This is a genomic window from Campylobacter sp. IFREMER_LSEM_CL2151, from assembly GCF_025771725.1.
GTDB lineage: Bacteria > Campylobacterota > Campylobacteria > Campylobacterales > Campylobacteraceae > Campylobacter_D > Campylobacter_D lari_C.
This window is the reverse complement of the sequence record NZ_JAKMQT010000010.1, coordinates 1-26,784: the sequence shown is the minus strand read 5'-3', so window position 1 is coordinate 26,784 and position 26,784 is coordinate 1. Positions and strand designations below refer to the sequence as shown.

Annotated in this window: 22 protein-coding genes and 5 tRNA genes; 22 read left to right on the top strand and 5 right to left on the bottom strand. The window is 31.7% G+C overall.

The genetic code is table 11. From position 1 onward, the window contains the following. The first annotated feature begins 319 nt into the window (after nt 1–319). Entirely contained in the window at nt 320–1,549 is a 1,230-nt protein-coding gene (locus tag L8V82_RS07330; RefSeq protein WP_263724500.1) for a major outer membrane protein, read from the top strand. A gap of 24 nt (nt 1,550–1,573) precedes the next feature. On the opposite strand, the gene L8V82_RS07325 is transcribed toward L8V82_RS07330, so the two are convergent. Beyond that, nucleotides 1,574–2,314, bottom strand: coding sequence for a YaaA family protein (locus L8V82_RS07325; protein ID WP_263724499.1), 741 nt, complete (start codon nt 2,312–2,314; stop codon nt 1,574–1,576). Between the two features lie 92 nt (nt 2,315–2,406). On the opposite strand from L8V82_RS07325, the gene L8V82_RS07320 reads away from it, so the two are divergent. From L8V82_RS07320 to fusA, 19 genes are all read left to right on the top strand, one after another. Further along, nucleotides 2,407–2,482 (top strand) — tRNA-Thr (locus tag L8V82_RS07320). 47 nt (nt 2,483–2,529) lie between these two features. Further along, a tRNA-Tyr gene (locus L8V82_RS07315) sits at nt 2,530–2,615 on the top strand. Between the two features lie 7 nt (nt 2,616–2,622). Continuing rightward, nucleotides 2,623–2,699 (top strand) — tRNA-Gly (locus L8V82_RS07310). Nucleotides 2,700–2,804: 105 nt separating this feature from the next. Then, nucleotides 2,805–2,879, top strand: a tRNA-Thr gene (locus L8V82_RS07305). A gap of 65 nt (nt 2,880–2,944) precedes the next feature. After that, complete coding sequence (gene tuf / locus L8V82_RS07300; RefSeq protein ID WP_039617742.1) at nt 2,945–4,144, top strand: elongation factor Tu; 1,200 nt, start codon at nt 2,945–2,947, stop codon at nt 4,142–4,144. A 39-nt stretch (nt 4,145–4,183) separates the two neighbouring features. Continuing rightward, the gene (rpmG, locus tag L8V82_RS07295) at nt 4,184–4,342 is read left to right on the top strand and encodes a 50S ribosomal protein L33 (protein WP_039617743.1); all 159 of its coding nucleotides are present in this window, start codon (nt 4,184–4,186) and stop codon (nt 4,340–4,342) included. Nucleotides 4,343–4,363: 21 nt separating this feature from the next. Continuing rightward, nucleotides 4,364–4,439: transfer RNA gene (locus tag L8V82_RS07290), tRNA-Trp, on the top strand. 16 nt (nt 4,440–4,455) lie between these two features. Next, nucleotides 4,456–4,638, top strand: a complete 183-nt coding sequence (secE, locus tag L8V82_RS07285) for a preprotein translocase subunit SecE (RefSeq protein ID WP_039617745.1) — start codon at nt 4,456–4,458, stop codon at nt 4,636–4,638. A gap of 1 nt (nt 4,639) precedes the next feature. Beyond that, a complete protein-coding gene (gene nusG, locus L8V82_RS07280; RefSeq protein WP_087684660.1) occupies nt 4,640–5,173 on the top strand; it encodes a transcription termination/antitermination protein NusG in 534 nt (177 codons plus the stop codon). Nucleotides 5,174–5,200: 27 nt separating this feature from the next. Then, complete coding sequence (gene rplK / locus L8V82_RS07275) at nt 5,201–5,626, top strand: 50S ribosomal protein L11 (protein WP_012661181.1); 426 nt, start codon at nt 5,201–5,203, stop codon at nt 5,624–5,626. Nucleotides 5,627–5,690: 64 nt separating this feature from the next. Continuing rightward, nucleotides 5,691–6,392, top strand: a complete 702-nt coding sequence (gene rplA / locus L8V82_RS07270; protein ID WP_039617747.1) for a 50S ribosomal protein L1 — start codon at nt 5,691–5,693, stop codon at nt 6,390–6,392. A 154-nt stretch (nt 6,393–6,546) separates the two neighbouring features. Then, nucleotides 6,547–7,026, top strand: coding sequence for a 50S ribosomal protein L10 (gene rplJ / locus L8V82_RS07265; RefSeq protein ID WP_263724498.1), 480 nt, complete (start codon nt 6,547–6,549; stop codon nt 7,024–7,026). A 20-nt stretch (nt 7,027–7,046) separates the two neighbouring features. Next, nucleotides 7,047–7,424, top strand: coding sequence for a 50S ribosomal protein L7/L12 (rplL, locus tag L8V82_RS07260; protein ID WP_012661184.1), 378 nt, complete (start codon nt 7,047–7,049; stop codon nt 7,422–7,424). A 97-nt stretch (nt 7,425–7,521) separates the two neighbouring features. Next, nucleotides 7,522–11,655 carry a DNA-directed RNA polymerase subunit beta gene (gene rpoB, locus L8V82_RS07255; protein ID WP_039619574.1) on the top strand — a complete coding sequence of 1,378 codons (4,134 nt, stop codon included), beginning with the start codon at nt 7,522–7,524 and terminating at the stop codon, nt 11,653–11,655. Then, nucleotides 11,648–16,201 carry a DNA-directed RNA polymerase subunit beta' gene (gene rpoC, locus L8V82_RS07250; protein WP_039617751.1) on the top strand — a complete coding sequence of 1,518 codons (4,554 nt, stop codon included), beginning with the start codon at nt 11,648–11,650 and terminating at the stop codon, nt 16,199–16,201. The genes rpoB and rpoC overlap by 8 nt, the downstream gene beginning before the upstream one ends. 42 nt (nt 16,202–16,243) lie before the next feature. Then, entirely contained in the window at nt 16,244–16,876 is a 633-nt protein-coding gene (locus L8V82_RS07245; protein WP_263724497.1) for a CatA-like O-acetyltransferase, read from the top strand. Nucleotides 16,877–16,938: 62 nt separating this feature from the next. Beyond that, on the top strand, nt 16,939–17,322 hold the full coding sequence (gene rpsL / locus L8V82_RS07240) for a 30S ribosomal protein S12 (RefSeq protein WP_012661187.1): 384 nt from the start codon (nt 16,939–16,941) through the stop codon (nt 17,320–17,322). Between the two features lie 67 nt (nt 17,323–17,389). Next, entirely contained in the window at nt 17,390–17,860 is a 471-nt protein-coding gene (gene rpsG / locus L8V82_RS07235) for a 30S ribosomal protein S7 (protein ID WP_012661188.1), read from the top strand. A 12-nt stretch (nt 17,861–17,872) separates the two neighbouring features. Then, entirely contained in the window at nt 17,873–19,948 is a 2,076-nt protein-coding gene (gene fusA / locus L8V82_RS07230) for an elongation factor G (RefSeq protein WP_039617755.1), read from the top strand. 32 nt (nt 19,949–19,980) lie between these two features. On the opposite strand, the gene L8V82_RS07225 is transcribed toward fusA, so the two are convergent. The 4 genes from L8V82_RS07225 to putP all read right to left on the bottom strand — a co-directional run bounded on the left by L8V82_RS07225 (nt 19,981) and on the right by putP (nt 24,436). Next, nucleotides 19,981–20,463 carry a pyridoxamine 5'-phosphate oxidase family protein gene (locus L8V82_RS07225; protein WP_263724496.1) on the bottom strand — a complete coding sequence of 161 codons (483 nt, stop codon included), beginning with the start codon at nt 20,461–20,463 and terminating at the stop codon, nt 19,981–19,983. Nucleotides 20,464–20,527: 64 nt separating this feature from the next. Beyond that, nucleotides 20,528–21,898 carry a hemolysin family protein gene (locus L8V82_RS07220; RefSeq protein WP_263664233.1) on the bottom strand — a complete coding sequence of 457 codons (1,371 nt, stop codon included), beginning with the start codon at nt 21,896–21,898 and terminating at the stop codon, nt 20,528–20,530. 78 nt (nt 21,899–21,976) lie between these two features. Then, a complete protein-coding gene (locus L8V82_RS07215; RefSeq protein WP_263724495.1) occupies nt 21,977–22,957 on the bottom strand; it encodes a putative transporter in 981 nt (326 codons plus the stop codon). After that, nucleotides 22,958–24,436, bottom strand: coding sequence for a sodium/proline symporter PutP (gene putP, locus L8V82_RS07210; protein WP_263724494.1), 1,479 nt, complete (start codon nt 24,434–24,436; stop codon nt 22,958–22,960). Between the two features lie 142 nt (nt 24,437–24,578). Between putP and L8V82_RS07205 the strand changes: the two genes are divergently transcribed. Together L8V82_RS07205 and modB are read left to right on the top strand one after the other, a co-directional pair. Further along, nucleotides 24,579–25,784: a saccharopine dehydrogenase family protein gene (locus tag L8V82_RS07205; protein WP_263724493.1), complete on the top strand. Its 1,206-nt coding sequence runs from the start codon at nt 24,579–24,581 to the stop codon at nt 25,782–25,784. A gap of 35 nt (nt 25,785–25,819) precedes the next feature. Further along, the gene (gene modB / locus L8V82_RS07200; RefSeq protein ID WP_263724492.1) at nt 25,820–26,497 is read left to right on the top strand and encodes a molybdate ABC transporter permease subunit; all 678 of its coding nucleotides are present in this window, start codon (nt 25,820–25,822) and stop codon (nt 26,495–26,497) included. Nucleotides 26,498–26,784: the final 287 nt, after the last annotated feature.

Below are 26,784 nucleotides of genomic sequence, written 5' to 3'. Positions count from 1 at the left end.
TAATAAAATAGCTAATGATATCTTAGAGGATGCTAGGAAGAAGAAGTTTTAAAAAGTAATGGAAACTAACTTTTCTCAGTTTCCATACATTAACTATCAAAGAGCATAATTACATTTGTAAAAGCAAACATTCATAGATAACTCCTTAGTTTTTAAAGATCTAGTTTCAAACTAGATCTTTAAAGATATATATCTCTACTTTATACTAATACTATATAATCTAATATATTTTATATTGTTTTTATTTACTTTAAGAATTCTTATATAAAACTATGCTATAATACAAACCATAGTTTTAATTTTAATAAGGAGAATTCTCATGAAACTAGTTAAACTTAGTTTAGTAGCAGCTTTAGCTGCAGGTGCTTTTTCAGCAGCTAACGCTGTTTCACTTGAAGAAGCTATAAAAGATGTTGATGTATCAGGAATGATGAGATACAGATTCCAATCTGATAGACAAGAAATTGGTGATGTTGTTGAAAAAGAAGGTTACAATAGCACTAAAAACAACGAGCATAAATTTAAAGCACAATTAAACTTCAAAGCAGCTTTAGATGATAATTTCAAAGCTTTCGTTCAATTCCAGTATGATGCAACTGATTTTGGTTTTGGTAGAGGTAATAATGGTGAGCAAGGTACTACTACAAAAGATACATTTAATGTAAATCAAGCTTACTTAGAATACACTAACGAAGCTTATGCTACAAGCGTAACTTTCGGTAAAATGGAAGTTGGTTCTATTTGGACTGATGATGCAGTAGGAACAGGAGCTAAAGTTCTTAATAACTCTATCGAAGGTTTAACTTTTGCAGGTTATTGGTTTGATGCTTTCAATTGGGAAGATGATGGTGATTTTGGACCAACAAAACTTAACAAATCATCACTATACGGTGCTGCTGTATTAGGTGATTTTGATCCATTTGCATTCCAATTATGGGCAGCTTACTCAGCAAACAATGCGTTTTTATATGCAGTAGATGCTAGCTATAAATTTGCATTTAACGATATGAACTTCAAAATTCAAGGTCAATACTTAGGAAATAGTCTAGACAGCGATTTTGAAAACTTTTACAAAACTCACGGTCAAGAAGTAGATAATGGTAACTATTATGCAGGTAAATTCAGCGGACAAATCTCTGCTTTTGATTTCCAAGCAGGTGTAGTTGGCTATGGTGAAAAAGATAAAATGACAGTAGTTACTTTAGAAGATTTAGGTCAAGTTATCGCACCAGGTGAGCAAATTTTCTACTCTGCGGGTAGTGATTTAAGAGGTGATATAGGTGAAAACTTCTTCTATTTTGCAGGTTTAGGTTATACTTTTGCTGAAACTGTGAGAGTAGGATTTGACTATATCGGTGGTAAAACTAAACTAGCAAATTTGGAAGATGTTGATAAAAACGAATATATCGCAAGAGTATCTTATAAATACAGCCCAAAACTTACATTTAGCGGCTTCTATTCTTACTTAACTGAAGATAATTATGAAGGTGTGAAAAACACAGATAGTGATGATCAATTCATCAGACTTGAAGCTCTATATACATTCTAATTATAAAAAGCTAAGCCTTTTGGCTTAGCTTACTATATCTAAAATTATCTCTTCTTTTAATCCTTGTATTTTAATTTCTTTTATTTTTAATTCATTAGGTAGATTTTCAAGCAAAGCTTCTTTGCTATGTATATTTTTATTTGCTAGTATTCTTAGCATTTTACCCCTATAAGCTTTTGCAAAATGACTTAAACTCTTGGAATTTTTTAAAAAAGTGAAAGTTAAAAAAGGCTTTTTGATAGTATAAAATTTTTCATAAAATTTAGCTCTAAGATCAATTATTAATTCATTTTCTAAAAATTTATCAATTACATCAGAAAAATTATCTTTATAAAATTTTTCTATATTAAAATCTTTGATTTTCTCTCCTTGCTTTAATTTATAATAAGGTATTAAATCTTTTGCTAAAATAGGACCAAAAAGATTAGAAAAAATTAAAACATTCTCATCTATGTATTCTCTTGAAATCTCACTTAAATTTTCATAGTCTAAATAATCAAAAGCAACTCCATTGTATCTTTGGATAGCTTTAATTGTGTCTTTTATTATAATATCTTGAGTTAGCTCTTGCATGTCGTTTTTATCTTTTATACCAAAAAACTTTTCAAGTTCGCCTTCACTGCATTGTTTTATATGATTTTTATATTTTGTAAGCACTTCTAGTCTTTTGTTATATAAGTTACTAAAAACAAAAGAGTTTTCATTTATACAAGTTTGTGTGTTTGTTTTACTTTTGCTTTCACTAGGTGAAAATAAAATTTTCATATTTAATCCTTTATTTTTTAAAAAATTATACAAAATTATTTAAAACACTTGACATTAATTCAAAATTACATTATAATTCAACTTTATTTTTTGCTGGTTTAGCTCAGTTGGTAGAGCAGCTGCCTTGTAAGCAGCAGGTCGGGGGTTCAAGTCCCTTAACCAGCTCCATTGTTAATAGCAGTGTTTGACCAGAAATAAAAAGCATTTTTATTCATGGTGAGTTACTCAAGTGGCCAACGAGGGCAGACTGTAAATCTGCTGGCTTTCGCCTTCCGTGGTTCGAATCCACGACTCACCACCATTGCTTTGCGGGAGTAGCTCAGTTGGCTAGAGCATCAGCCTTCCAAGCTGAGGGTCGCGGGTTCGAGTCCCGTTTCCCGCTCCAACCTAATTTTGGTAGAGTGAAACTGGGAGCTGTTTTTAAATTCAGAATTTCTAGCAGTTTCAAATTTCCAAAATTTTATAATTTATGTTTTTAATTTTTCTGAGCGCTCGTATGGCTCAGAGGTAGAGCACTCCCTTGGTAAGGGAGAGGTCGCGGGTTCAAGTCCCGCTATGAGCTCCATTGATTTCAAAAGATTATAAAACATAAATTAGTATTTGTTTGTAAATTTTATATGGAGGAAAAAGATGGCTAAAGAAAAATTTTCACGTAATAAGCCTCACGTAAATATTGGTACTATTGGTCACGTTGACCACGGTAAAACTACTTTAACAGCTGCTATCTCTGCTGTTCTTTCAAGAAGAGGTTTGGCTGAGCTTAAAGATTATGATAATATCGACAATGCTCCTGAAGAAAAAGAGCGTGGTATTACTATTGCAACTTCTCACATTGAGTATGAAACAGAAAATCGTCACTATGCTCACGTAGACTGCCCAGGTCACGCTGACTATGTTAAAAATATGATTACTGGTGCTGCTCAAATGGACGGTGCTATTCTTGTTGTTTCTGCTGCAGATGGCCCAATGCCACAAACTAGAGAGCACATCTTACTTTCTCGTCAAGTAGGTGTACCATATATCGTTGTTTTCATGAACAAAGCTGATATGGTTGATGATGCTGAATTATTAGAATTAGTTGAAATGGAAATTAGAGAATTATTAAGTTCTTATGACTTCCCAGGAGATGACACTCCAATTATTTCAGGTTCTGCTTTACAAGCTCTTGAAGAAGCAAAAGCTGGACAAGATGGTGAATGGTCTAAAAAAATCCTAGATCTTATGGCAGCAGTTGATGAGTATATCCCAACTCCAGCTCGTGATACAGATAAAGATTTCTTAATGCCAATTGAAGATGTATTCTCAATTTCAGGTCGTGGTACAGTTGTTACTGGTAGAATTGAAAAAGGTGTTGTTAAAGTTGGTGACACTATTGAAATCGTTGGTATTAGAGAAACACAAAGCACTACAGTAACTGGTGTTGAAATGTTTAGAAAAGAAATGGATCAAGGTGAAGCAGGTGATAACGTAGGTGTTCTTCTACGTGGTACTAAAAAAGAAGATGTTCTTCGTGGTATGGTTCTTGCTAAGCCAAAATCAATTACTCCACATACTGACTTTGAAGCAGAAGTTTATATTTTAAATAAAGATGAAGGTGGTCGTCACACTCCATTCTTTAATAACTATAGACCACAGTTCTATGTAAGAACAACAGATGTTACTGGTTCTATCCAACTTGCAGAAGGCGTTGAAATGGTTATGCCAGGTGAGAATGTTAGAATTACTGTAAGTCTTATTGCACCAGTTGCACTTGAAGAAGGTACTCGTTTTGCTATCCGTGAAGGTGGCCGTACCGTTGGTTCAGGTGTTGTATCTAAAATTATTAAATAATCATAAGCGAGATTTTATCTCGCTTTTTAAGGAATAAAAATGAGAATTAAAGTTGGCTTGAAATGTGAAGAGTGCGGTGATATTAATTACAGTACTTTTAAAAACAGTAAAAATACAACTGAAAAATTAGAATTAAAAAAATATTGCCCAAGATTAAAAAAACATACAGTTCATAAAGAAGTTAAATTAAAAAGTTAAGGCTTTTATATAAAAGCCCTTAGGGCAATAGCTCCAACGGTAGAGCGCCGGATTCCAAATCCGATGGTTGGGGGTTCGAATCCCTCTTGCCCTGCCACAAAATAAGGTAAAATATGGAAAAACTAATAACTTATTTTAAATTGTCAAAAGCTGAATTATCGAAAGTTATTTGGCCTTTGAAAGAGCAAGTTAGAAATGCTTATATTACAGTTTTTGTAGTTGTTACTGTTGTTTCATTATTTTTAGCATTGGTTGACTTGATTATGTCGTTTTCATTATCTAAGATTATAGGATAAAATAATGAATCATAAATGGTATGCAATTCAAACTTATGCAGGTAGTGAAATGGCTGTAAAAAGAGCCATAGAAAATTTAGTTAGAGATCATGGAATTCAAGAGCAATTGCTAGAAGTGATTGTTCCAACTGAAGATGTGATTGAATTTAAAAATGGTAAAGAAAAAATAAGCGAAAGAAGTTTATATTCAGGCTATGTATTTGCCAATATTGACTTATCAACAGAACTTTGGCATAAAATTCAATCTTTGCCAAAAGTTGGTCGTTTTATAGGGGAAAGTAAAAAACCAACCCCATTGAGTGAAAAAGATATCAATCTTATTTTAGAAAAGGTGAAAAATAAAGCAGCACCTAAACCTAAAATTTCATTTGATAAAGAAGAAAGTGTAAGAATAACCGAAGGTCCTTTTGCAAACTTTGTAGGTATTGTAGAAGAATATGATATGGTTAGAGGAGTTTTAAAACTAAATGTTTCAATATTTGGTAGATCAACTCCAGTAGAGATCTTATACTCTCAAGTTGAAAAAATAGTTTGATAATATAGCAAGTAAAGGAGAAAGGTTATGGCTAAAAAAGTCGTAGGAGAAATAAAATTACAAATAGCTGCTACTAAGGCTAATCCATCACCTCCAGTTGGTCCTGCTTTGGGTCAACAAGGTGTTAATATTATGGAATTTTGTAAGGCATTTAATGAAAGAACAAAAGATATGGCTGGTTTTAATATTCCAGTTGTTATTACTGTTTATGCAGATAAAAGCTTTACATTTATCACAAAACAACCACCAGCTACAGATTTAATCAAAAAAGCTGCAGGTATTTCTAAAGGTGCGGACAATCCTTTAAAAAACAAAGTAGGTAAATTAACTAAAGCACAAGTTTTAGAAATTGTTGATAAAAAAATAGCTGATATGAACACAAAAGATAGAGAGCAAGCTGCTAAGATTATTATGGGTTCTGCTCGTTCTATGGGTGTTGAAATCGTAGATTAATACTCTTTACCGCCAAGAGTTTAAAAAGGCGGTAGCACTTTATATAAAATGCGGAGAAAAATTAATGTCTAAAAATACTAAAAGATTTACAGAATTATTAAAAAAAATTGATTCAAATAAAAATTACTTAATGGATGAAGCAATAAGCACAGTTAAAACTCTTGCTTCTGCTAAATTTGATGAAACAGTTGAAATTGCTTTAAAATTAAATGTTGATCCAAGACATGCAGATCAAATGGTAAGAGGCAGTGTAGTTTTACCTTGTGGTACAGGTAAAAAAGTGCGTGTTGCTGTTATAGCAAAAGATGCAAAAGCTGATGAGGCAAAAAATGCTGGTGCTGATATAGTTGGTAGTGATGATTTAGTAGAAGAAATTCAAAAAGGAAATATGAATTTTGATGTTTTAATTGCTACTCCAAATTTGATGGGTTTAGTTGGTAAAGTAGGTCGTATTTTAGGGCCTAAAGGACTAATGCCAAATCCTAAAACAGGTACTGTGACAATGGATGTTGCACAAGCTGTGAATAATGCTAAAAATGGTCAAGTTAACTTCCGTGTTGATAAACAAGGAAATATCCATGCAGGTTTAGGTAAAGTTAGCTTTACTCAAGAGCAATTAAAAGAAAATATGACAGCATTTGTAAAAGCTATTAATAAACACAAACCAGCGGCTGCAAAAGGAAGATATATTAAAAACGCTAGTCTTTCTTTAACTATGAGTCCTTCTCTTTCTCTTGATACTCAAGAATTACTTGATACAAAATAAAATTAATGAGAGTTTTACTCTCATTAATAAAAATTAGATAAGATAATAACTTTTATTTTATCTAATTTTTATCTTAGATTGGAGATAGCCGAGGTCCTAGGACTTAATTAGATTTTCTGCTCTGCTTGAAATCACCGGTCGGAAAGGAGTAAAGATGACTAAAAGCCAAAAAGTTGAACTTGTTTCTAAACTTGAAGAAGGTTTTAAAGCTAGTGAAGCTGTTATAGTTTGTAACTATAAGGGTTTAAACACTAAAAAACTTGAAGAGTTAAGAAATAATGCGAGAGAAATGGATGTTAAAGTTCAAATTATTAAAAATACTTTAGCAAGTATTGCTCTTAAAAATGCCGGCAAAGATGGAATGGAACTTAAAGATACTAATATTTATCTTTGGGGTGAAGACCAATTAAATGTTTCAAAAGTTGCTGATAAATTTAGCGAAGCTAATCAAGCATTTGAGATCAAAACTGCATTTATCGAAGGCGAAGTTGCTTCTGTAGATAAAGTTAAAGCTTTAGCTAAAATGCCTTCTCGCAATGAATTACTTGCTATGCTTTTGCAAGTTTGGAATGCACCAATCACCAATTTCACAATTGGATTAAATGCATTAAAAGAAAAAAAAGAAGCTGAATAAAATTATAAAAAGGATAAAAAATGGCAATTACTAAAGAAGATGTATTAGAATTTATTTCTAACCTAAGTGTTCTTGAGCTTTCAGAATTAGTAAAAGAATTTGAAGAAAAATTTGGTGTTTCTGCTGCTCCAGTTATGGTTGCAGGTGCTGCTGTTGCAGGTGCTGCTGGCGGTGCTGCTGAAGAAAAAACTGAATTTGATATCGTATTACAAGATGGTGGTGATAAAAAAATCAACGTAATTAAAGTTGTTCGTGCATTAACTGGTCTTGGATTAAAAGAAGCAAAAGACGCAGTTGAGCAAACTCCATCAGTTCTTAAAGAAGGTGTTAGTAAAGCTGAAGCTGAAGAAGCTAAAAAACAACTTGAAGAAGCTGGCGCTAAGGTTGAGCTTAAATAATTTTTTGTTTTTTAAAAGAAAGGATTATATATCCTTTCTTGTTTTCCTTTAATTAAGGATTCTTTCTTTCAATACTTTTACCATGGGGTATAATAATATGTTAAATTCACAATCAGGAAATCGTTTAAGAATAGACTTCTCGAATGTTCCACAACAAATAGACATTCCAAATTTATTACAATTACAAAAAAAGAGTTTTGATTATTTTTTAAATTTAGATGCAAAAAATTCAGAAAGCGGAATTGAAAAAGTATTTAAATCTATCTTTCCAATCCATGATCCGCAAAATAGATTAAGTTTAGAATATGTAAGTAGTGAAGTAGGTAAGCCTAAATATACCATTAGAGAGTGTATGGAAAGAGGTTTGACTTATTCTGTAAATTTAAAAATGAAAATCCGTTTAACTTTACATGAAAAAGATGAAAAAACGGGTGAGAAAATTGGTATAAAAGATATTAAAGAACAAGAAATTTATATTAGAGAAATTCCTTTAATGACAGATAGAATTTCTTTTATTATCAACGGAGTAGAAAGGGTTGTAGTTAATCAGCTTCATAGAAGTCCAGGTGTTATTTTCAAAGAAGAAGAAAGTTCTACTGTTGCAAATAAATTAGTATATACAGCTCAAATTATACCAGATCGTGGTTCTTGGCTTTATTTTGAATATGATGCTAAAGATGTACTTTATGTACGTATCAATAAAAGAAGAAAAGTGCCTATTACAATTTTATTTAGAGCACTTGGTTATAAAAAACAAGATATTATAAAATTATTCTACCCTATACAAACTATTCATGTAAAAAAAGATAAATTCTTAACCGAATTTAATCCAAATGACTTTTTAGATAGAGTTGAATATGACTTAAAAGATGAAAAAGGTAATGTAATTCATCAAGCTGGTAAAAGAATGACAAAGAAAAAGGCTGAACAGCTTGTAAAAGATGGTGTTAAATGGGTTGAATATCCAGTTGAAATTTTAACAAATAGATATTTAGCTAATCCTATCATTAATAAAGAAACTGGTGAAGTTTTATATGATTCTTTAACACTATTAGATGAAGGAAAATTAGCAAAAATTAAAGAAGAAAAACAGTTTGATATTGCAAACGATTTAGCTAATGGAGTAGATGCTGCTATTATTAATTCTTTTATTCAAGATAATGAAACTTTAAAATTATTAAAACAAACAGAAAATATAGAAGATGAAAATGATTTAGCAGCTATTAGAATTTATAAAGTGATGAGACCAGGTGAGCCTGTAGTAAAAGATGCTGCAAAAGCTTTTGTGAATGATTTATTTTTCAATCCTGAAAGATATGACCTAACAAAAGTTGGTCGTATGAAAATGAACCATAAATTAGGTTTAGATACACCTGAATACGTTACAGTTTTAACTAATGAAGATATAGTAAAAACTGCAAAATATTTAATTAAAGTAAAAAATGGTAGAGGCCATATCGATGATAGAGATCACTTGGGTAATCGTCGTATTAGATCAATCGGAGAGCTTTTAGCGAATGAACTTCATGTAGGTCTTGCTAAAATGCAAAAATCTATTAGAGATAAATTTACGGCTTTAAATGCGGATATTGACAAAGTAATGCCTTATGATTTGATCAATCCTAAAACAATTACTGTAACCATTATGGAATTTTTTACCGGTGGTCAATTATCTCAATTTATGGATCAAACAAACCCATTGAGTGAAGTAACTCACAAGCGCCGTTTATCTGCACTTGGTGAGGGTGGTTTAGTAAAAGAAAGAGCAGGATTTGAGGTGCGTGATGTCCATGCAACGCATTATGGAAGAATTTGTCCTGTTGAAACCCCAGAAGGTCAAAATATCGGTTTAATTAATACACTTTCAACTTATGCTAAAGTAAATGATTTGGGTTTTGTTGAAGCACCTTATAAGAAAGTAGAAAATGGCAAAGTAAGCAATGAAATCGTTTATTTAACCGCTACTCAAGAAGAAGGTTTAGTGATCGCAGCAGCTTCAACTAAAATTGATGAAAAGGGTAATATTGTTGAAGAATTTGTTGAAGCAAGACAAGATGGTGAAACAATCTTAGCAAGAAGAGAAGAAGTGCATTTGATTGACCTTTGTTCGGGTATGATAGTAGGGGTTGCAGCATCTTTGATTCCATTCTTAGAGCATGATGATGCAAACAGAGCTTTGATGGGTTCAAACATGCAACGTCAAGCAGTGCCTTTACTAACTGCGCAAGCACCTATAGTAGGTACTGGTATGGAAAAAATCATTGCGCGTGATGCTTGGGAAGCTATTAAAGCTAAAAGAGCAGGGATTGTGGAAAAAGTTGATAATAAAAATATTTTCATTTTGGGTGAAGATGAAAATGGACCATTTATTGATCATTACAAAATGGAAAAAAATCTAAGAACTAACCAAAATACAACTTTTATTCAACATCCGATTGTTAAAAAAGGCGAATTTGTTCAAGCAGGTCAAATCATTGCAGATGGTCCAAGTATGGATCAAGGCGAACTTGCTATTGGTAAAAATGCTTTAATCGCATTTATGCCATGGCATGGGTATAACTATGAAGATGCTATTGTAATTAGTGAGAAAATTTTACGTGAAGATACTTTTACTAGCGTTCATATTTATGAAAAAGAAGTAGAGGCTAGAGAACTTAAAGATGGTGTAGAAGAAATTACAAAAGATATTCCAAATGTAAAAGAAGAGGATTTAGCACATCTTGATGAGAGTGGTATTGCTAAAATAGGAACTCATATTAAGCCTGGCATGATTTTAGTAGGTAAAGTTTCTCCTAAAGGCGAAGTAAAACCTACACCTGAAGAAAGATTATTAAGAGCTATTTTTGGCGAAAAAGCTGGACATGTTGTAAATAAATCTTTATATGCAACTGCTTCATTAGAAGGTGTTGTTGTAGATGTGAAAATCTTTACTAAAAAAGGTTATGAAAAAGATGCGCGTGCTATAAAAGCTTATGATGATGAAAAATTAAACCTTGAAAAAGAACATCATGATAGACTTTTAATGATGGATAGAGAAGAAACTTTAAGGGTTTGTTCTTTGCTTTCTAAGTCGCCTTTAAATTCAGATGAAGAAATCAATGGTGTTAAATATAAAAAAGGTTCCAAAGTAGAAATTACAGAATTAGAAAAAATCAATCGTTTTGCATTAAATTCTTTAGTTAAAGCTTATTCTAAAGAAGTACAAAAAGAATACGATGATTTAAAAAACCATTTCCAAAATGAGAAGAAAAAACTTAAAACAGAACATGATGAAAAATTAGAAATTTTAGAAAAAGATGATATTTTACCAAGTGGAGTAGTTAAACTTGTTAAAGTATATATCGCGACTAAGAGAAAATTAAAAGTTGGAGATAAAATGGCAGGACGCCATGGAAATAAAGGTATTGTATCAAATATCGTTCCAGAAGTTGATATGCCATATTTACCTGATGGAAGACCTATTGATATAGCTTTAAATCCTCTAGGGGTTCCAAGCCGTATGAATATAGGGCAAATTCTTGAAAGTCACTTAGGGATTGTTGGTATGAGATTAGGTGATCAAATTCAAGAAATTTTTGATAGAAAACAAAAAGATTTTGTAAAAGAATTACGTGAAAAAATTCTTGAAATTTGTAGTGTATCTAGACTTGAGTTAGAAAAGAAATTTGTACAAACTTTAAATGATGAGCAACTTATTTCTTATGCTAGAGATTGGGCTAAAGGGGTAAAATTTGCTACTCCTGTATTTGAAGGTGTAACGGTTGAAGAATTTGGTAAGCTTTTTGAAATGGCTAAAATAGCTATGGATGGAAAAAGCGAACTTTATGATGGAAGAACTGGTGAAAAAATGGCAGAGCGTGTGCATGTTGGATGTATGTATATGCTTAAATTACACCACTTAGTAGATGAAAAAGTTCACGCAAGAAGTACTGGACCTTATAGCTTAGTAACACAACAACCAGTTGGTGGTAAAGCATTATTTGGTGGGCAAAGATTTGGTGAGATGGAAGTTTGGGCTCTTGAAGCTTATGGAGCAGCTCATACTTTAAGAGAAATGTTAACTATAAAATCTGATGATGTTGAAGGTAGATTTAGTGCTTATAAAGCTTTAACAAAAGGCGAGAATGTTCCAGCAACAGGTATTCCAGAGACATTCTTTGTACTTACAAATGAATTAAAATCTCTTGCTTTAGATGTTGAGATTTTTGATAAGGATGAGAATAATGAGTAAATTTAAACCTATCGAAATAAAAGAAGATGGCAGACCTAGAGACTTTGAAGCTTTTCAATTAAGACTTGCAAGTCCTGAAAAAATCAAATCATGGTCTTATGGGGAAGTAAAAAAACCAGAAACGATTAATTATAGAACCTTAAAGCCTGAAAGAGACGGGCTTTTTTGTGCTAAAATTTTTGGACCAGTAAGAGATTATGAATGTCTTTGTGGTAAATATAAAAAAATGCGCTTCAAAGGCATTAAGTGTGAAAAATGTGGTGTTGAAGTTACTAGTTCTAAAGTACGTCGTTCAAGAATGGGGCATATTGAATTAGTTACACCGGTGGCACATATTTGGTATGTAAATTCTTTACCAAGTCGTATCGGTACTTTGCTTGGTGTAAAGATGAAAGATTTAGAACGCGTATTGTATTATGAAGCATATATAGTAGAAAATCCAGGTGATGCTTACTATGATAATGAAAATACTAAAAAAGTTGAATTTTGTGATGTATTAAATGAAGAGCAATATTTAAATTTAATGCAACGCTATGAAAGTAGTGGATTTAAAGCTAGAATGGGTGGTGAAGTTGTTAGAGATTTGCTAGCAAATTTAGATCTTGTTGAGCTTTTAAATAAACTAAAAGAAGATATTGCAGCAACGAATTCAGAAGCAAAGAAAAAAACTATCATCAAACGTTTAAAAGTGGTAGAAAATTTCTTAAATAGCAATTTAAATAGCAATACAAATATTGATGAAGTGGTACCTAATCGTCCTGAGTGGATGATGATTACAAATTTACCTGTATTACCACCTGATTTAAGACCTTTAGTAGCTTTAGATGGTGGAAAATTTGCAGTTTCTGATGTGAATGATTTATACAGAAGAGTTATCAATAGAAATACGCGTTTAAAAAGACTTATGGAGCTTGATGCACCTGAAATTATCATTAGAAATGAAAAAAGAATGCTTCAAGAAGCAGTTGATGCTTTATTTGATAATGGTAGAAGAGCAAATGCGGTTAAAGGTGCAAATAAACGTCCATTAAAATCTTTAAGTGAAATCATCAAAGGAAAACAAGGTCGTTTCAGACAAAACCTACTTGGTAAAAGGGTGGATTTTTCAGGTCGTAGTGTTATTGTTGTTGGGCCAAAACTTAGAATGGATCAATGTGGTTTACCTAAAAAAATGGCTTTAGAATTATTTAAGCCACACTTATTAGCTAAACTTGAAGAAAAAGGTTATGCTACCACTGTAAAACAAGCTAAAAAAATGATAGAAAATAAAACTAACGAAGTTTGGGAGTGTTTAGAAGAGGTTGTTAAAGGTCATCCTGTAATGCTTAACCGTGCTCCAACCTTGCATAAGCTTTCTATTCAAGCTTTCCATCCTGTGCTTGTAGAGGGCAAGGCAATTCAACTTCATCCATTAGTATGTGCAGCGTTTAATGCTGACTTTGACGGAGACCAAATGGCTGTGCATGTGCCTTTATCACAAGAAGCAATAGCTGAGTGTAAAGTATTAATGCTCTCATCTATGAATATCTTGCTTCCAGCAAGTGGTCGTTCTGTGACTGTGCCTTCTCAAGATATGGTTTTGGGGATTTATTATCTATCTTTAGAAAAAGATGGTGCTAAGGGTGAGCATAAAATTTGTACAGGTATTGAAGAGGTTATGATTGCCCTAGAAGCAAAATCTTTAGATATTCATGCAAGTATTAGAAGTGTAGTTGATGGAAGAAAAATCACAACAACTGCGGGAAGATTAATCATTAAGTCTATCTTACCTGATTTTGTTCCTGAAAATATGTGGAATAAAGTCATGAAGAAAAAAGATATTGCAGCTTTGGTTGATTATGTTTATAAAGAAGGTGGCCTTGAAGTAAGTGCTAGCTTTTTAGATAAATTAAAAGATCTTGGTTTTGAATATGCAACAAAAGCGGGTATTTCTATTTCAATTGCTGATATTATTGTGCCTGATCAAAAGCAAAAAAGTATAGAAGAAGCTAAAAAACAAGTAAGAGAAATCCAAAATTCATATAATTTAGGTTTGATTACTTCGGGTGAAAGATATAATAAGATTATTGATATTTGGAAAAGTACTAATAATGTCTTATCAAAAGATATGATGGAGTTAATTAAAAAAGACAAAGAAGGATTTAACTCTATTTATATGATGGCAGATTCTGGTGCTAGGGGTTCAGCAGCTCAAATTTCACAGCTTGCTGCAATGAGGGGTCTTATGGCTAAACCTGATGGTTCTATTATTGAAACACCGATTATTTCAAACTTCCGTGAAGGATTAAACGTTCTTGAATATTTCATTTCAACTCACGGTGCTAGAAAAGGTCTTGCAGATACAGCGTTAAAAACAGCAAATGCAGGTTATTTGACAAGAAAACTTATCGATGTAGCGCAAAATGTAAAAGTTACAATGGAAGATTGTGGCGCACATGAGGGTGTTGAGATTAATGAAATCACCGCAGATGGTGTTGTAATTGAAACCTTAGAAGAAAGAATTTTAGGAAGAGTTTTAGCTGAAAATATTATCGATTCTATTACCAATGAGATTTTATTCTCAGAAGGTACTTTAGTAGATGAGGAAAAAGCTAGAATTATTGTTGAAAGTGGAGTAAAGAGTGTAAGTATTAGAACTCCTATTACTTGTAAAGCTAAAAAAGGCGTATGTTCTAAATGCTATGGTATTAACCTAGGTGAGGGCAAATTAGTTAAGCCAGGTGAGGCTGTAGGTATTATATCTGCTCAATCAATCGGTGAGCCAGGAACGCAACTTACACTAAGAACTTTCCATAGTGGTGGTACTGCTAGTACAGATTTGCAAGATCGTCAAGTAGTAGCACACAAAGAAGGTTTTGTAAGATTTTATAATCTTAATACCTATGAAGATAGACAGGGTAAAACTATCGTTGCAAATCATCGCAATGCTGCTATTTTACTTGTTGAGCCAAAAATCAAAGCTCCATTTAAAGGAACTATCCATATTGAGCATGCGTATGAAGATGTGGTTGTTAGCGTTAAAGCAAAAAACAATGAAGCTAAATTTATATTAAGAAAATATGACTTAGCAAAAGCTAATGAGCTTGCGGGTGTAAGTGGCAATATTGAAGGTAAATTATATATTCCATATAGTGATGGTGCTGAAGTAGCTGAAAATGAAAGTATTGTAGAAGTAATCAAAGAGGGTTGGAATATACCAAATCGTATTCCTTATGCGAGTGAATTGCTAGTAAAAGATGGAGATCCTATCACTCAAGATATTATAGCTGGCGCAAAAGGTACTTTGAAGTTTTATATGCTTAAAGGGGACGGTTTAGATAGAATTAGAAATCTAAAAAAAGGTGATGTGGTTAAAGAAAAAGGTGTTTTTGTTGTTATTGCTGATGAAAATGATAGGGAAGCAAAAAGACATTATATACCAAGAGAATCTGTGATTGAATTTGACGATAGCGCTTTTGTGGATAATCCTAAAACCATCATAGCAAAATCAAGCAAAGAAGATAAAACCATTATTGCTGAATGGGATGCATATAACAATACTGTAATCGCAGAAGTTGCAGGTACAATTAATTTTGAAGATATTGAATCAGGTTATAGTGCTGATGAACAAATTGATGAAGCAACGGGTAAAAGATCGCTTGTTATTAATGAGTATTTACCAAGTGGAGTGCGTCCTGCATTATTAATCATAGGTGAAAATGATAAGGTAGTGCGTTATCAACTAGAGCCAAAAACTGTTATTTATGTAAATGATGGCGATAAGGTTAAGCAAGCTGATATCTTAGCTAAAACTCCAAAGGCAGCGGCTAAGTCAAAAGATATTACTGGAGGTCTTCCAAGGGTATCTGAATTATTTGAAGCAAGAAAGCCAAAAAATACTGCTGTTGTGGCTGAAATTGACGGGGTTGTTAGATTTGATAAACCTTTAAGATCAAAAGAAAGAATCATTATCCAAGCAGAAGATGGAAGTAGTGCAGAGTATTTGATAGATAAATCAAAACGTATTCAAGTAAGAGATGGTGAATTTATCCATGCGGGTGAAAAATTAACCGATGGAGTTATTTCAAGTCATGATGTGCTTAGAATTTTAGGTGAAAAAGCATTGCATTATTATCTTATCTCTGAAATTCAGCAAGTTTATCGTGGTCAAGGTGTTGTGATTTCTGATAAGCATATCGAAATCATCGTATCGCAAATGCTAAGACAAGTAAAAATTGTTGATAGTGGTCATACAAACTTTATTGTAGGTGATTTGGTTTCAAGAAGAAAATTCAGAGAAGAAAATGAAAGAATTTTAAGATATGGCGGTGAACCTGCTGTAGCTGAGCCTGTATTGCTTGGGGTTACAAGAGCAGCTATTGGAAGTGATAGTGTGATTTCAGCTGCTTCATTCCAAGAAACAACAAAGGTTTTAACAGAAGCAAGTATTGCAGGTAAATTTGATTATCTTGAAGATCTAAAAGAAAATGTAATCTTAGGTCGTATGATTCCTGTTGGTACAGGTCTTTATGGAGATCAAAATTTAAAGCTTAAACAACAAAATTAATTTTCAATCCTAGCGATTTTGCTAGGATTTTTGGAGTGTATTATGTTCAAAGTGATTGATTTGGAAAAATATAAAAGAAAGGATCATTTTGAATTTTACACTCAAAATATTCCTTGCTCGTTTGAAATTACTGTCAAATTAGATATTAGTTCTTTTTATTATTTTATTAAAAACAATAATTATGAATTCTATCCTTGTTTTATCCACACTATTAGTAAAAGTATAAATGCTTTTGATAATTTTAAATTTAGTTTAGATCAAAACAAACAACTAATATGTTATGATATTATCCATCCTTCTTATACTATTTTTCATAAGGACTCTAAAACTTTTTCTGTTCTTTGGACTTTCTATAAAGAAAATTTAAATGATTTTTTATCTTTATATGAAGAGGATAAACAATTATTAAAAAGCAATAAAAGTATATTTTTAAAAGAACCTATAGATAATCTTTTTAATATTTCTGCTATTCCTTGGATAGCTTTTGAAAATTTTTCTTTACACTTGCCAAAAAAAGAGCAATATTTCTTTCCTATTATAACAAGTGGAAAGATTATAAAAGAAAATAAAAAATTTCTCATTCCTTTTAGTATTAATGTTAATCATGCCAGCAATGATGCTTATCACATTTATTTGTTTTTAGAAAAACTCCAAGAAAACCTTAATAGTTTATAATTTTATAAGTAAAATTTAGATATTATCCAAAGTTTATTATTTTATTAATGAAAGGAATTACTGTGCCAACCATAAATCAATTGGTTAGAAAAGAGCGCAAAAAAGTTTTAGAAAAATCTAAATCACCAGCGCTTAAAAATTGCCCACAAAGAAGGGGAGTTTGTACTAGGGTTTATACAACAACTCCTAAAAAACCAAACTCAGCGTTAAGAAAAGTTGCCAAAGTAAGACTTACAAGTGGCTTTGAAGTTATTAGTTATATCGGTGGTGAAGGTCACAACCTACAAGAACACAGCATTGTTTTAGTGCGTGGTGGTAGGGTAAAAGACTTACCAGGTGTTAAGTATCACATTGTTCGTGGTGCCTTAGATACTGCAGGTGTTGCAAAAAGAACTGTTTCTCGTTCTAAATATGGTGCAAAACGCCCTAAAGCAGCAGCTAAGTAATAAGATTGCAGACAAATCCGTTAGATTTGATTTTGTTTGAGTAAAATTATAAATTTGAAGGAAAATTATGAGAAGAAGAAAAGCTCCGGTAAGAGAAGTCTTGCCAGATCCGATTTATGGAAATAAAGTAATCACAAAATTCATTAATTCTTTAATGTATGATGGTAAAAAAAGCACGGCTACTACTATTATGTATGGTGCTTTAGAAGCTATCGATAAAAAAGGTGGAGAAAAAAAAGGCATAGAAATTTTTAATGATGCTATTGAAAATATCAAGCCTTTATTAGAAGTTAAATCTCGTCGTGTTGGTGGTGCTACTTATCAAGTTCCAGTAGAAGTACGCCCAGCTAGACAACAAGCTTTAGCTATAAGATGGATTATTTCTTTTGCTAGAAAAAGAAGTGAAAGAACTATGATTGAAAAATTAGCAGCTGAATTATTAGACGCAGCTAATAGTAAAGGTGCTTCATTTAAGAAGAAAGAAGATACTTATAAAATGGCAGAAGCTAATAAAGCATTTGCTCATTATCGCTGGTAAGAGGAGTAAAACATGTCAAGAAGTACTCCTTTAAAAAGAGTTAGAAATATAGGTATCGCAGCTCACATTGACGCTGGTAAAACAACTACTAGTGAGAGAATTCTTTTCTTTACAGGTATGAGTCATAAAATTGGTGAGGTGCATGATGGTGCAGCTACAATGGACTGGATGGAACAAGAAAAAGAAAGAGGTATTACAATTACTTCTGCTGCTACAACTTGTTTTTGGAAAAATCACCAAATTAATCTTATAGACACTCCAGGCCACGTTGACTTTACAATTGAAGTTGAAAGATCAATGCGTGTTTTAGATGGTGCTGTTGCGGTATTTTGTTCAGTAGGTGGAGTTCAACCACAATCAGAAACTGTTTGGAGACAAGCTAATAAATACGGTGTTCCAAGAATTGTTTTTGTAAATAAAATGGACAGAATTGGTGCAAATTTCTTTAACGTAGAAGAGCAAATTAAAAATCGCTTAAAAGGTAACCCAGTTCCACTTCAAATTCCAATTGGCGCTGAAGATAATTTCAAAGGTGTAATTGATCTTATTACCATGAAAGCTTTGGTATGGGAAGATGAAAACAAGCCGACTGATTATGTGGAAAAAGAAATTCCAGCTGAGCTTAAAGAAAAAGCTGAAGAATATCGTACAAAAATGATAGAAGCGGTTTCTGAAACAAGCGATGAATTAATGGAAAAATATCTAGGCGGTGAAGAACTTACTCAAGAAGAAATCAAAGCAGGTATTAAAGCAGGATGTTTAAGTCTTTCTATGGTTCCTATGCTTTGTGGTACAGCTTTTAAAAATAAAGGTGTTCAACCATTACTTGATGCTGTTGTTGCTTATTTACCAGCTCCTGATGAAGTTGCTAATATCAAAGGTGAATATGAAGATGGTACAGAAGTTTCTGTAAAATCAACTGATGATGGTGAATTTGCAGGTCTTGCATTTAAAATTATGACCGACCCTTTTGTTGGGCAATTAACTTTCGTTCGTGTATATAGAGGAAGTTTAGAAAGCGGTTCTTATGCGTACAACTCAACAAAAGATAAAAAAGAAAGAATTGGTCGTCTTTTGAAAATGCACTCTAATAAAAGAGAAGAGATTAAAACTTTATACGCAGGGGAAATTGGAGCGGTTGTTGGTCTTAAAGATACGCTAACTGGTGATACTTTAGCAAGTGAAAAAGATAAGGTTATTCTAGAGAGAATGGATTTTCCAGATCCTGTTATTTCAGTTGCTGTTGAGCCTAAAACAAAAGCAGATCAAGAAAAAATGTCTATTGCTTTAAATAAATTAGCTCAAGAAGATCCAAGCTTTAGAGTTTCTACAGATGAAGAAAGTGGTCAAACTATCATTTCAGGTATGGGTGAGCTTCACTTGGAAATTATCGTTGATAGAATGCTTCGTGAGTTTAAAGTTGAAGCAGAAGTTGGTCAACCTCAAGTTGCTTACCGTGAAACTATTAGAAAAACAGTTGAGCAAGAATACAAATATGCTAAACAATCAGGTGGTCGTGGTCAGTATGGTCATGTATTCTTAAGACTTGAGCCACTTGAGCCAGGTAGTGGTTATGAGTTTGTAAATGATATCAAAGGTGGGGTAATTCCAAAAGAATATATTCCAGCAGTTGATAAAGGTGTTCAAGAAGCATTGCAAAACGGTGTTTTAGCAGGATACCCTGTTGAAGATGTTAAAGTAACTGTTTATGATGGAAGTTACCATGAAGTGGATTCTTCTGAAATGGCATTTAAACTTGCAGCTTCTATGGGCTTTAAAGAAGGTGCTAGAAAAGCAGGTGCGGTAATCTTAGAACCTATGATGAAAGTTGAAGTTGAAACTCCAGAAGAATACATGGGTGATGTTATTGGTGATTTAAATAAACGCCGTGGTCAAGTAAATTCAATGGATGAAAGAGGTGGTAATAAAATTATTACAGCATTTTGTCCTTTGGCTGAGATGTTTGGTTACTCAACCGATCTTAGAAGTCAAACTCAAGGCCGTGCTACTTATTCTATGGAATTTGATCACTATGATGAAGTTCCAAAAAACGTTTCTGAAGAAATTATCAAAAAAAGAAACGGTTAATCTATCAAGATGAGCTTATTGCTCATCTTGAATTATTTATGCCCTTTTGAATTAATTAAATTAATTACTCCTTCATTAATTTCATATGCTTTTCCAAAACCTTTAACATATCTTCCATTTTTCAGTATAAGTTGAAATAAATGAAAATCTTGCATATTTTTAATGACTTGGATTACTTCTTTATTGCTTTCATTTTCATAAGTATTTAATACTTGCTCAAAGAGTTGATTATCTCTTGTTATTTCTATACATTCTATTCTAAATTTAAGTCTTTTTCTTGCAAAGATTGACATGCAATCTTTTTCATCTTCTATAAACATAATTTCTATGTTTTTATTATTGTGTTTAACTCCTTCAAAATGTTCAGCAATTTCACTAATATAAATATAAAAGTCATTTTTAATTTTTATAATAGGTGCGTATGAGCATATTGTTTGATTGTTTAAATTTAAAGAAGATATCATAATACTTTTGCATTCTTGCATAAATTGATTAATTTCATCATGTAATTGCATATATTTTCCTTATAGGTTAGAACGGATAAGATTGAGGATTGTATGAAAGTAAAAGAAGAGTTTATCACTCTTCTTCATCAGTATTTTTGCGTACAACTTTAATGCGTTCTATACTATTTCCATCCATCTTTTTGACTTCATAGTAGCAGAATTCATCTTCTATTCTATCTCCAACTACCGGTAAGCGTCCTAAGAGATTGAAAACATATCCACCTATAGTGACTTGCTCTAGTTCTTCATTAAAGCGTATATCAAGCATTTCTTCTACTTCACTAATTTCATATCTTCCTTGAAATTCATAAATGTTTTCTGCTAGTTTTTTAAAATGTGGACTAGAATCATCATGCTCATCGTTAATATCTCCAACGATTTCCTCCATAATATCTTCCATGGTTAAAAGACCGGCTGTGCCACCATATTCATCTACTACTAATGCTGTGTGTACTTGTTCTTTATTCATCATGAAAAGGACTTTGGATATGCTGATATTTTCTGGAACTAAGATCATTTTGATTAAAAAATCATCTAAATTTTTCTTATCTTTGCTAAGTTCATTTTGCATGATGTCTCTAATATGCACCATACCCAAAATGATATCTTTAGAACCATCTATATATGGAAAGCGTGTGTGTTTATACTGACAAACTATTTGCATATTTTCTTCATAGCTTTTTTGTTTGTTAAGACATATCATATCTTTTCTAGGTGTCATGATTTCTTTTGCTACTGTATCTGAAAAATCAACAGCATTGCGTATGATTTCAGTTTCAAACTCATCCAAAACTCCACCTTTTTGGCTTTCACTCGCAATAAATTTAATTTCTTCTTCAGAGTGGCTTAATTCATGTTCTTTAGCAGGTTTAATACCTATAACTTTTAAAGAAATTGCAGCTAAAAAGTCAAATGTTTTGATAAAAGGTAAGAAAAGTAACCAAAATAAATGTAATGGTCTTGCAACCCATAAAACAGCTTTATCTGCAATAGCGATAGCAACGCTTTTTGGAACTAACTCACCTAATACAACATGCAATAATGTGATAATAGCAAAAGCAATAACAAATGCTATGGTGTGAATTAATGCCGGAGCTAAGCCTAAATTTGCCAAAGGAACTTCAAGAATTTTAGCAATAGCAGGCTCGCCTATCCAACCAAGAGCAAGAGAGCTTAGCGTAATACCAAGTTGGCAAGCGCTTAAATAAGTATCTAGTTTTGAGGTTACTTCTAAAGCTTTTTTTGCATTACGTTTTTTTTCTTTTACCATTTCTTCAAGTTTTGATCTACGTACTTTAACAATAGCAAATTCAGATAAAACAAAAAATCCATTTAAAAGCACTAAAGCTAATGCAACAAGAATCATAAAAGTAGAATAGCCTACATCAATTGAGGCAACAGCGGGTAATGTTTGATTTAAGTCTAAAGATTGACTGGGGTCCAAAAAAACTCCTTTAATAAAATTTTTGCAAAATTATATCAAATCAAAACTATAAAATTAGCTTAAAATAAATGATATATTTTAAATTAATTTATGTTTTCTATATTCAATATTTTTTTCAAATTCATCTAAACGTTTATAAATGCTACGCAATTGTGTGATAGTTGTCCAGTTGGTGATAAAAATACTAAATGAGGATCTAACTTGATCAAAAGCATTGCCAACTTGTATGATAATTCCAAGTTGTATAAGTCCTAAAAACAAGCTTGGAGCCATGATTAAAAAAGGCACTATAACCATGATTTGCTCAAATAAATAAAGCCATATATTAAAATACCCATAATGCAAAAATAATCTTTTATAATTGATTTTAAGTCCAATAAATAAACTTAAAATACTTTCATCGCTTGCATAATTTTTTCTATCATCTTCAGCAAAAACAAGTTCTTTTCTAAAAGCAGCTTCGGCTTTTTGATTATTATATTCAAGACCAGGTAATTTAATGCCAACAAACCATGATATAACAAGACCTCCTAAAGAAACCAAAAATGCAATCCATACTAAAGAGCCATTAATGTCTTTTAAGATAGGTAAATTAACATGCGCGCTTAACATCCACAAAATTGGCACAAAAGCAATTAAAGTCATAATTGCCTTAACAAAAGCCAATCCTAAGCTTTCTATGATTTTTGAAAAATTATAAATATCTTCTTGAATTCTTTGTGAACTACCTTCTATGTTATCATCTTTTTTTTGCCAAAATTTAATATAATCAAAAGTCATAGCCTCACGCCATTTAAAGGCATAAATACTTCCAAAATACTGCGTGATAGTAGCGATTAATACATAAGGTAATGCTAGATACAAAAATTGTTTAATAAAATGATAAAAGTCATCTATGCTATGATTTTTCGCATCTTGTAAAACATCATAAAATTCCTTATACCATTCATTTATTGCAACATTAATGGAAGTTTGAGCAAGTAAAGAAGCTAGTAAAAAAAACAAACCCAAATAAGCCCACAACGCCCATTTTTTTGAGTAAAAAAAAGATTTAAACATTTAAATTTCTTTTAACATTTTTTCATAGTGTTTTATTGTATGTTTTTTTGCTTTAAAAATCATACTAAAAATCACAATAAAACAACTTGCAACTAAAAATCCAGGAATGATTTCATAAATTGCTATAAAATTTGAACCAAAATGTTTATAAAATATAACAGTTAAAGCTCCACTAACCATTCCAGCTATCGCACCTTCTTTACTCATATTTTTATAAAATAAAGAAAATAAAATAACACTTCCAAAACTAGCTCCAAAACCTGCCCATGCATATGAAACAATACCTAAAATTTGACTTTGTGTATCAAGTGAAAGTACAAAAGCTACACAAGCAACAGCTAAAACACCTAGACGTGATAATAAAGTAATATTTTTATCATTTGTTTTTCTTTTTAGGATTTGTGTATAAAAATCTTGCACCAAGCTAGAAGCACACACTAGCAGTTGAGAACTAGCAGTACTCATAATAGCTGCCAATATAGCACTGAGTAAAATTCCTGCCACCCAAGGATTAAAAAGTACTTGAGACATTACGATAAATATTCTTTCAGGGTCATTTAAAGTAAGATTAAATTTAGCTATATAAGCAATACCTAAAAATCCTATCATAGCAGCACCAAATAAAGAAATTACCATCCAAGTTATGCCTATAAAAGTTGCAGTAGGAATTTCTTTTACATTTTTTATAGAGATAAAGCGAATTAAAATATGAGGTTGGCCAAAATAACCAAGCCCCCATGCCAGGGTTGATACTACGACCAACCAACCACCACCGTCTAGGCCAAAGGCTTGAGGTTTTACATCGTTTATAGTAGAAAAGGCTTCGCCAAAGCCACCAAGTTCAAAAATCATCACAAAAGGAATGATGATTAATGAACTCATCATTAAAAGTCCTTGTATCATATCAGTCCAACATACGGCTTTATAGCCACCTAAAAAAGTATATAAAACAATAACTAAAAATCCAATGCTTAAGGCAAAAATATAAGGTAAATTAAATACACTTTCAAAAAGCTTAGCACCACTTACTAATCCAGCGCTAATGTAAATAGTAAAAAATACCAAAATGACTACCGCACAAATGCTTCTTAAAATATGCCTATCATCATGAAAGCGACTTTCAAAAAAATCAGGAATTGTAATACATTCTTTGGCTATTTGAGAAAAAATCTTTAATCTTTTAGCAACAAAGGTCCAGTTTAAAAACATACCAAAACTTAAGCCTATAGCTATATAAATTTGTCCTAAACCAGCTGCATATAAAGCACCAGGAAAAGCCATTAAAAGCCAACTACTCATATCAGAAGCACCTGCACTTAAGGCAGATATTACCGGCCCCATGGAGGCATTACCAACAAAATAATCTTTACTGTTTTGATTTTTTTTGTAAAAATAAAAACCTATAAAAAGCATTAAAAATGCATAGGTAATAAAAGTAATAACAATAGGATAAGAAAGTTCTACACTTTGTAAATTCATAAGTGTCCTTAAAAAATTTAAAAAACTATCATTTTACTTGTTTTATTTTAAAAAAACATTATAAAAATTATTTTTTATTTTTTATTTCAATGCTTTATAAAGTTTTTTTGTTACAATTTTCTAAAAAATTTAAGGAAAAATGATGAAAAATCTTTTGATTATAGGTGCAGGTGGTGTAAGCCGTGTTGCGACTGTAAAATGTGCAATGAATAGTGATGTCTTTAGCAAAATAACTCTAGCAAGTAGAACCAAAAGTAAATGTGATGAAATAGCAGCTTTTATAAAAGAGCGTTTGGGTATAGAAATTCAAACTGAGCAAATAGATGCAGATGACACTGATGCTGTTGTAGAACTTATCAAAAAAACAGGAGCTGAAATTTTATTAAATGTAGCTTTGCCTTATCAAGATCTTACTTTAATGGATGCGTGTATTCAAACTAATATCCACTATGTAGATACTGCAAACTATGAACATCCTGATTTGGCTAAATTTGAATATAAAGAACAATGGGCAAGAAATGATAAGTTTAAACAAGCAGAAATTTTAGGACTTTTAGGTAGCGGTTTTGATCCAGGTGTTACTAATGTATTTTGCGCTTATGCACAGCAAAATTTGTTTGATGAAATTCATTATATAGATATATTAGATTGTAATGCTGGAGATCATGGCTATGCTTTTGCAACTAATTTTAATCCTGAAATTAACTTAAGAGAAGTTTCTGCTAAAGGTCGTTACTGGGAAAATGGAAAATGGATAGAAACTGAACCTATGGAAATAAAAATGGAGTGGGATTATCCTGAAGTAGGGGTAAAGGATAGTTATTTACTTTATCATGAAGAGCTTGAAAGTTTAGTAAAAAATATCAAAGGTTTAAAAAGAATAAGATTTTTTATGACTTTTGGACAAAGTTATTTAACTCATATGAAATGTCTTGAAAATGTTGGTATGCTGGGTATTAAACCTGTTATGCATCAAGGTAAAGAAATAATACCAATAGAATTTTTAAAAACCTTACTTCCTGATCCTGCTAGTTTAGGCCCTCGCACCAAAGGTTATACTAATATAGGTTGTGTGATTCGTGGTGTAAAGAATGGAAAAGATAGACAAGTTTATATTTACAATGTTTGTAATCACGAAGAATGTTTTAAAGAAACTGGAGCACAAGCTGTGAGTTATACTACCGGAGTTCCTGCAATGATAGGAACAAAGCTAATCGCTAAAGGAATTTGGCAAGGAAAAGGTGTGTTTAACATGGAAGAATTTGATGCTAAACCTTTTATGGATGAGTTAAATACTCAAGGACTTCCTTGGAAAATTATGGAAATGGAGCCAAATTTAGGAAAGTAATCTCAAGTCTTTTTTGACTTGAGAAAGTTTTAATAATGACACAATTATTATTAAGTATAGATTGGACACCTTTTTTAGTTTCCATAAAGCTTTCTATTATTACTTGTATAATTTTGTTTTGTTTTTGCATACCTCTTGCTTGGGTTTTTACTTTTAAGCAATTTAGAGCAAAAAAAATTCTAGAAACCATAATAACCTTACCTTTAGTTTTACCACCATCTGTTGTTGGTTTTTACTTATTGATTTTATTTTCAAAATATTCTTTTTTTGGGAATTTTTTAGAAAAACACTTTAATATCACTTTAGCTTTTACCTTTGAAGGTTTGGTAATAGCAAGTTGTATTTATTCTTTACCTTTTATGTTTAATCCTTTATATAATGCAATGTCTATGATTTCCAAAAATATTATAGAGGCTAGTTTTTCTTTGGGAAAAAATTCTTTCATTACACTTTTAAAAGTAATCTTACCTAGTATCAAACCAGCTATATTAAGTGCTTTGGTGATAAGTTTTGCACATACTATGGGCGAGTTTGGTATAGTATTAATGATAGGCGGTTCTTTAAGCGGAGAAACAAAAGTAGCTAGTATTGCTATATATGAAAGTATGGAAAATTTAGATTTTGTCACAGCCCATATTTATAGTCTCATACTTTTAATTTTTAGTTTTATTGTTTTATTAAGTGTGAATCTTCTTAATAAACAAAAAAGATAATCTATTTGTTATCTTTATACATTTTGATATAAATTTATCTAATCATATTTTATCTTTAATTGTTAGTTTTCTCTTTTGTTTTCTTGTTTATTAGCTATATTTAAGATATTGTTTTCATTATATTTGATACAAATTTTCTACATTTTATAACAACTCATATCTCATTATTTTTTCTAAAAATTTACCACATATTATAAACCAATATCCACAGCCCCTCCCCTAATTTACCTATCACATACCATAACACACACTCTATTCTCCTCCTTTTTTTAATAATTCCCCACATG

What these genes read in the sequence shown, in the direction of transcription:
- L8V82_RS07330 (WP_263724500.1), top strand. Translation starts at nt 320, where the DNA reads ATGAAACTAGTTAAACTTAGTTTAGTAGCAGCTTTAGCTGCAGGTGCT.
- L8V82_RS07325 (WP_263724499.1), bottom strand. Translation starts at nt 2,314, where the DNA reads ATGAAAATTTTATTTTCACCTAGTGAAAGCAAAAGTAAAACAAACACA.
- tuf (WP_039617742.1), top strand. Translation starts at nt 2,945, where the DNA reads ATGGCTAAAGAAAAATTTTCACGTAATAAGCCTCACGTAAATATTGGT.
- rpmG (WP_039617743.1), top strand. Translation starts at nt 4,184, where the DNA reads ATGAGAATTAAAGTTGGCTTGAAATGTGAAGAGTGCGGTGATATTAAT.
- secE (WP_039617745.1), top strand. Translation starts at nt 4,456, where the DNA reads ATGGAAAAACTAATAACTTATTTTAAATTGTCAAAAGCTGAATTATCG.
- rplK (WP_012661181.1), top strand. Translation starts at nt 5,201, where the DNA reads ATGGCTAAAAAAGTCGTAGGAGAAATAAAATTACAAATAGCTGCTACT.
- rplA (WP_039617747.1), top strand. Translation starts at nt 5,691, where the DNA reads ATGTCTAAAAATACTAAAAGATTTACAGAATTATTAAAAAAAATTGAT.
- rplJ (WP_263724498.1), top strand. Translation starts at nt 6,547, where the DNA reads ATGACTAAAAGCCAAAAAGTTGAACTTGTTTCTAAACTTGAAGAAGGT.
- rplL (WP_012661184.1), top strand. Translation starts at nt 7,047, where the DNA reads ATGGCAATTACTAAAGAAGATGTATTAGAATTTATTTCTAACCTAAGT.
- rpoB (WP_039619574.1), top strand. Translation starts at nt 7,522, where the DNA reads ATGTTAAATTCACAATCAGGAAATCGTTTAAGAATAGACTTCTCGAAT.
- rpoC (WP_039617751.1), top strand. Translation starts at nt 11,648, where the DNA reads ATGAGTAAATTTAAACCTATCGAAATAAAAGAAGATGGCAGACCTAGA.
- L8V82_RS07245 (WP_263724497.1), top strand. Translation starts at nt 16,244, where the DNA reads ATGTTCAAAGTGATTGATTTGGAAAAATATAAAAGAAAGGATCATTTT.
- rpsG (WP_012661188.1), top strand. Translation starts at nt 17,390, where the DNA reads ATGAGAAGAAGAAAAGCTCCGGTAAGAGAAGTCTTGCCAGATCCGATT.
- fusA (WP_039617755.1), top strand. Translation starts at nt 17,873, where the DNA reads ATGTCAAGAAGTACTCCTTTAAAAAGAGTTAGAAATATAGGTATCGCA.
- L8V82_RS07225 (WP_263724496.1), bottom strand. Translation starts at nt 20,463, where the DNA reads ATGCAATTACATGATGAAATTAATCAATTTATGCAAGAATGCAAAAGT.
- L8V82_RS07215 (WP_263724495.1), bottom strand. Translation starts at nt 22,957, where the DNA reads ATGTTTAAATCTTTTTTTTACTCAAAAAAATGGGCGTTGTGGGCTTAT.
- putP (WP_263724494.1), bottom strand. Translation starts at nt 24,436, where the DNA reads ATGAATTTACAAAGTGTAGAACTTTCTTATCCTATTGTTATTACTTTT.
- L8V82_RS07205 (WP_263724493.1), top strand. Translation starts at nt 24,579, where the DNA reads ATGAAAAATCTTTTGATTATAGGTGCAGGTGGTGTAAGCCGTGTTGCG.
- modB (WP_263724492.1), top strand. Translation starts at nt 25,820, where the DNA reads ATGACACAATTATTATTAAGTATAGATTGGACACCTTTTTTAGTTTCC.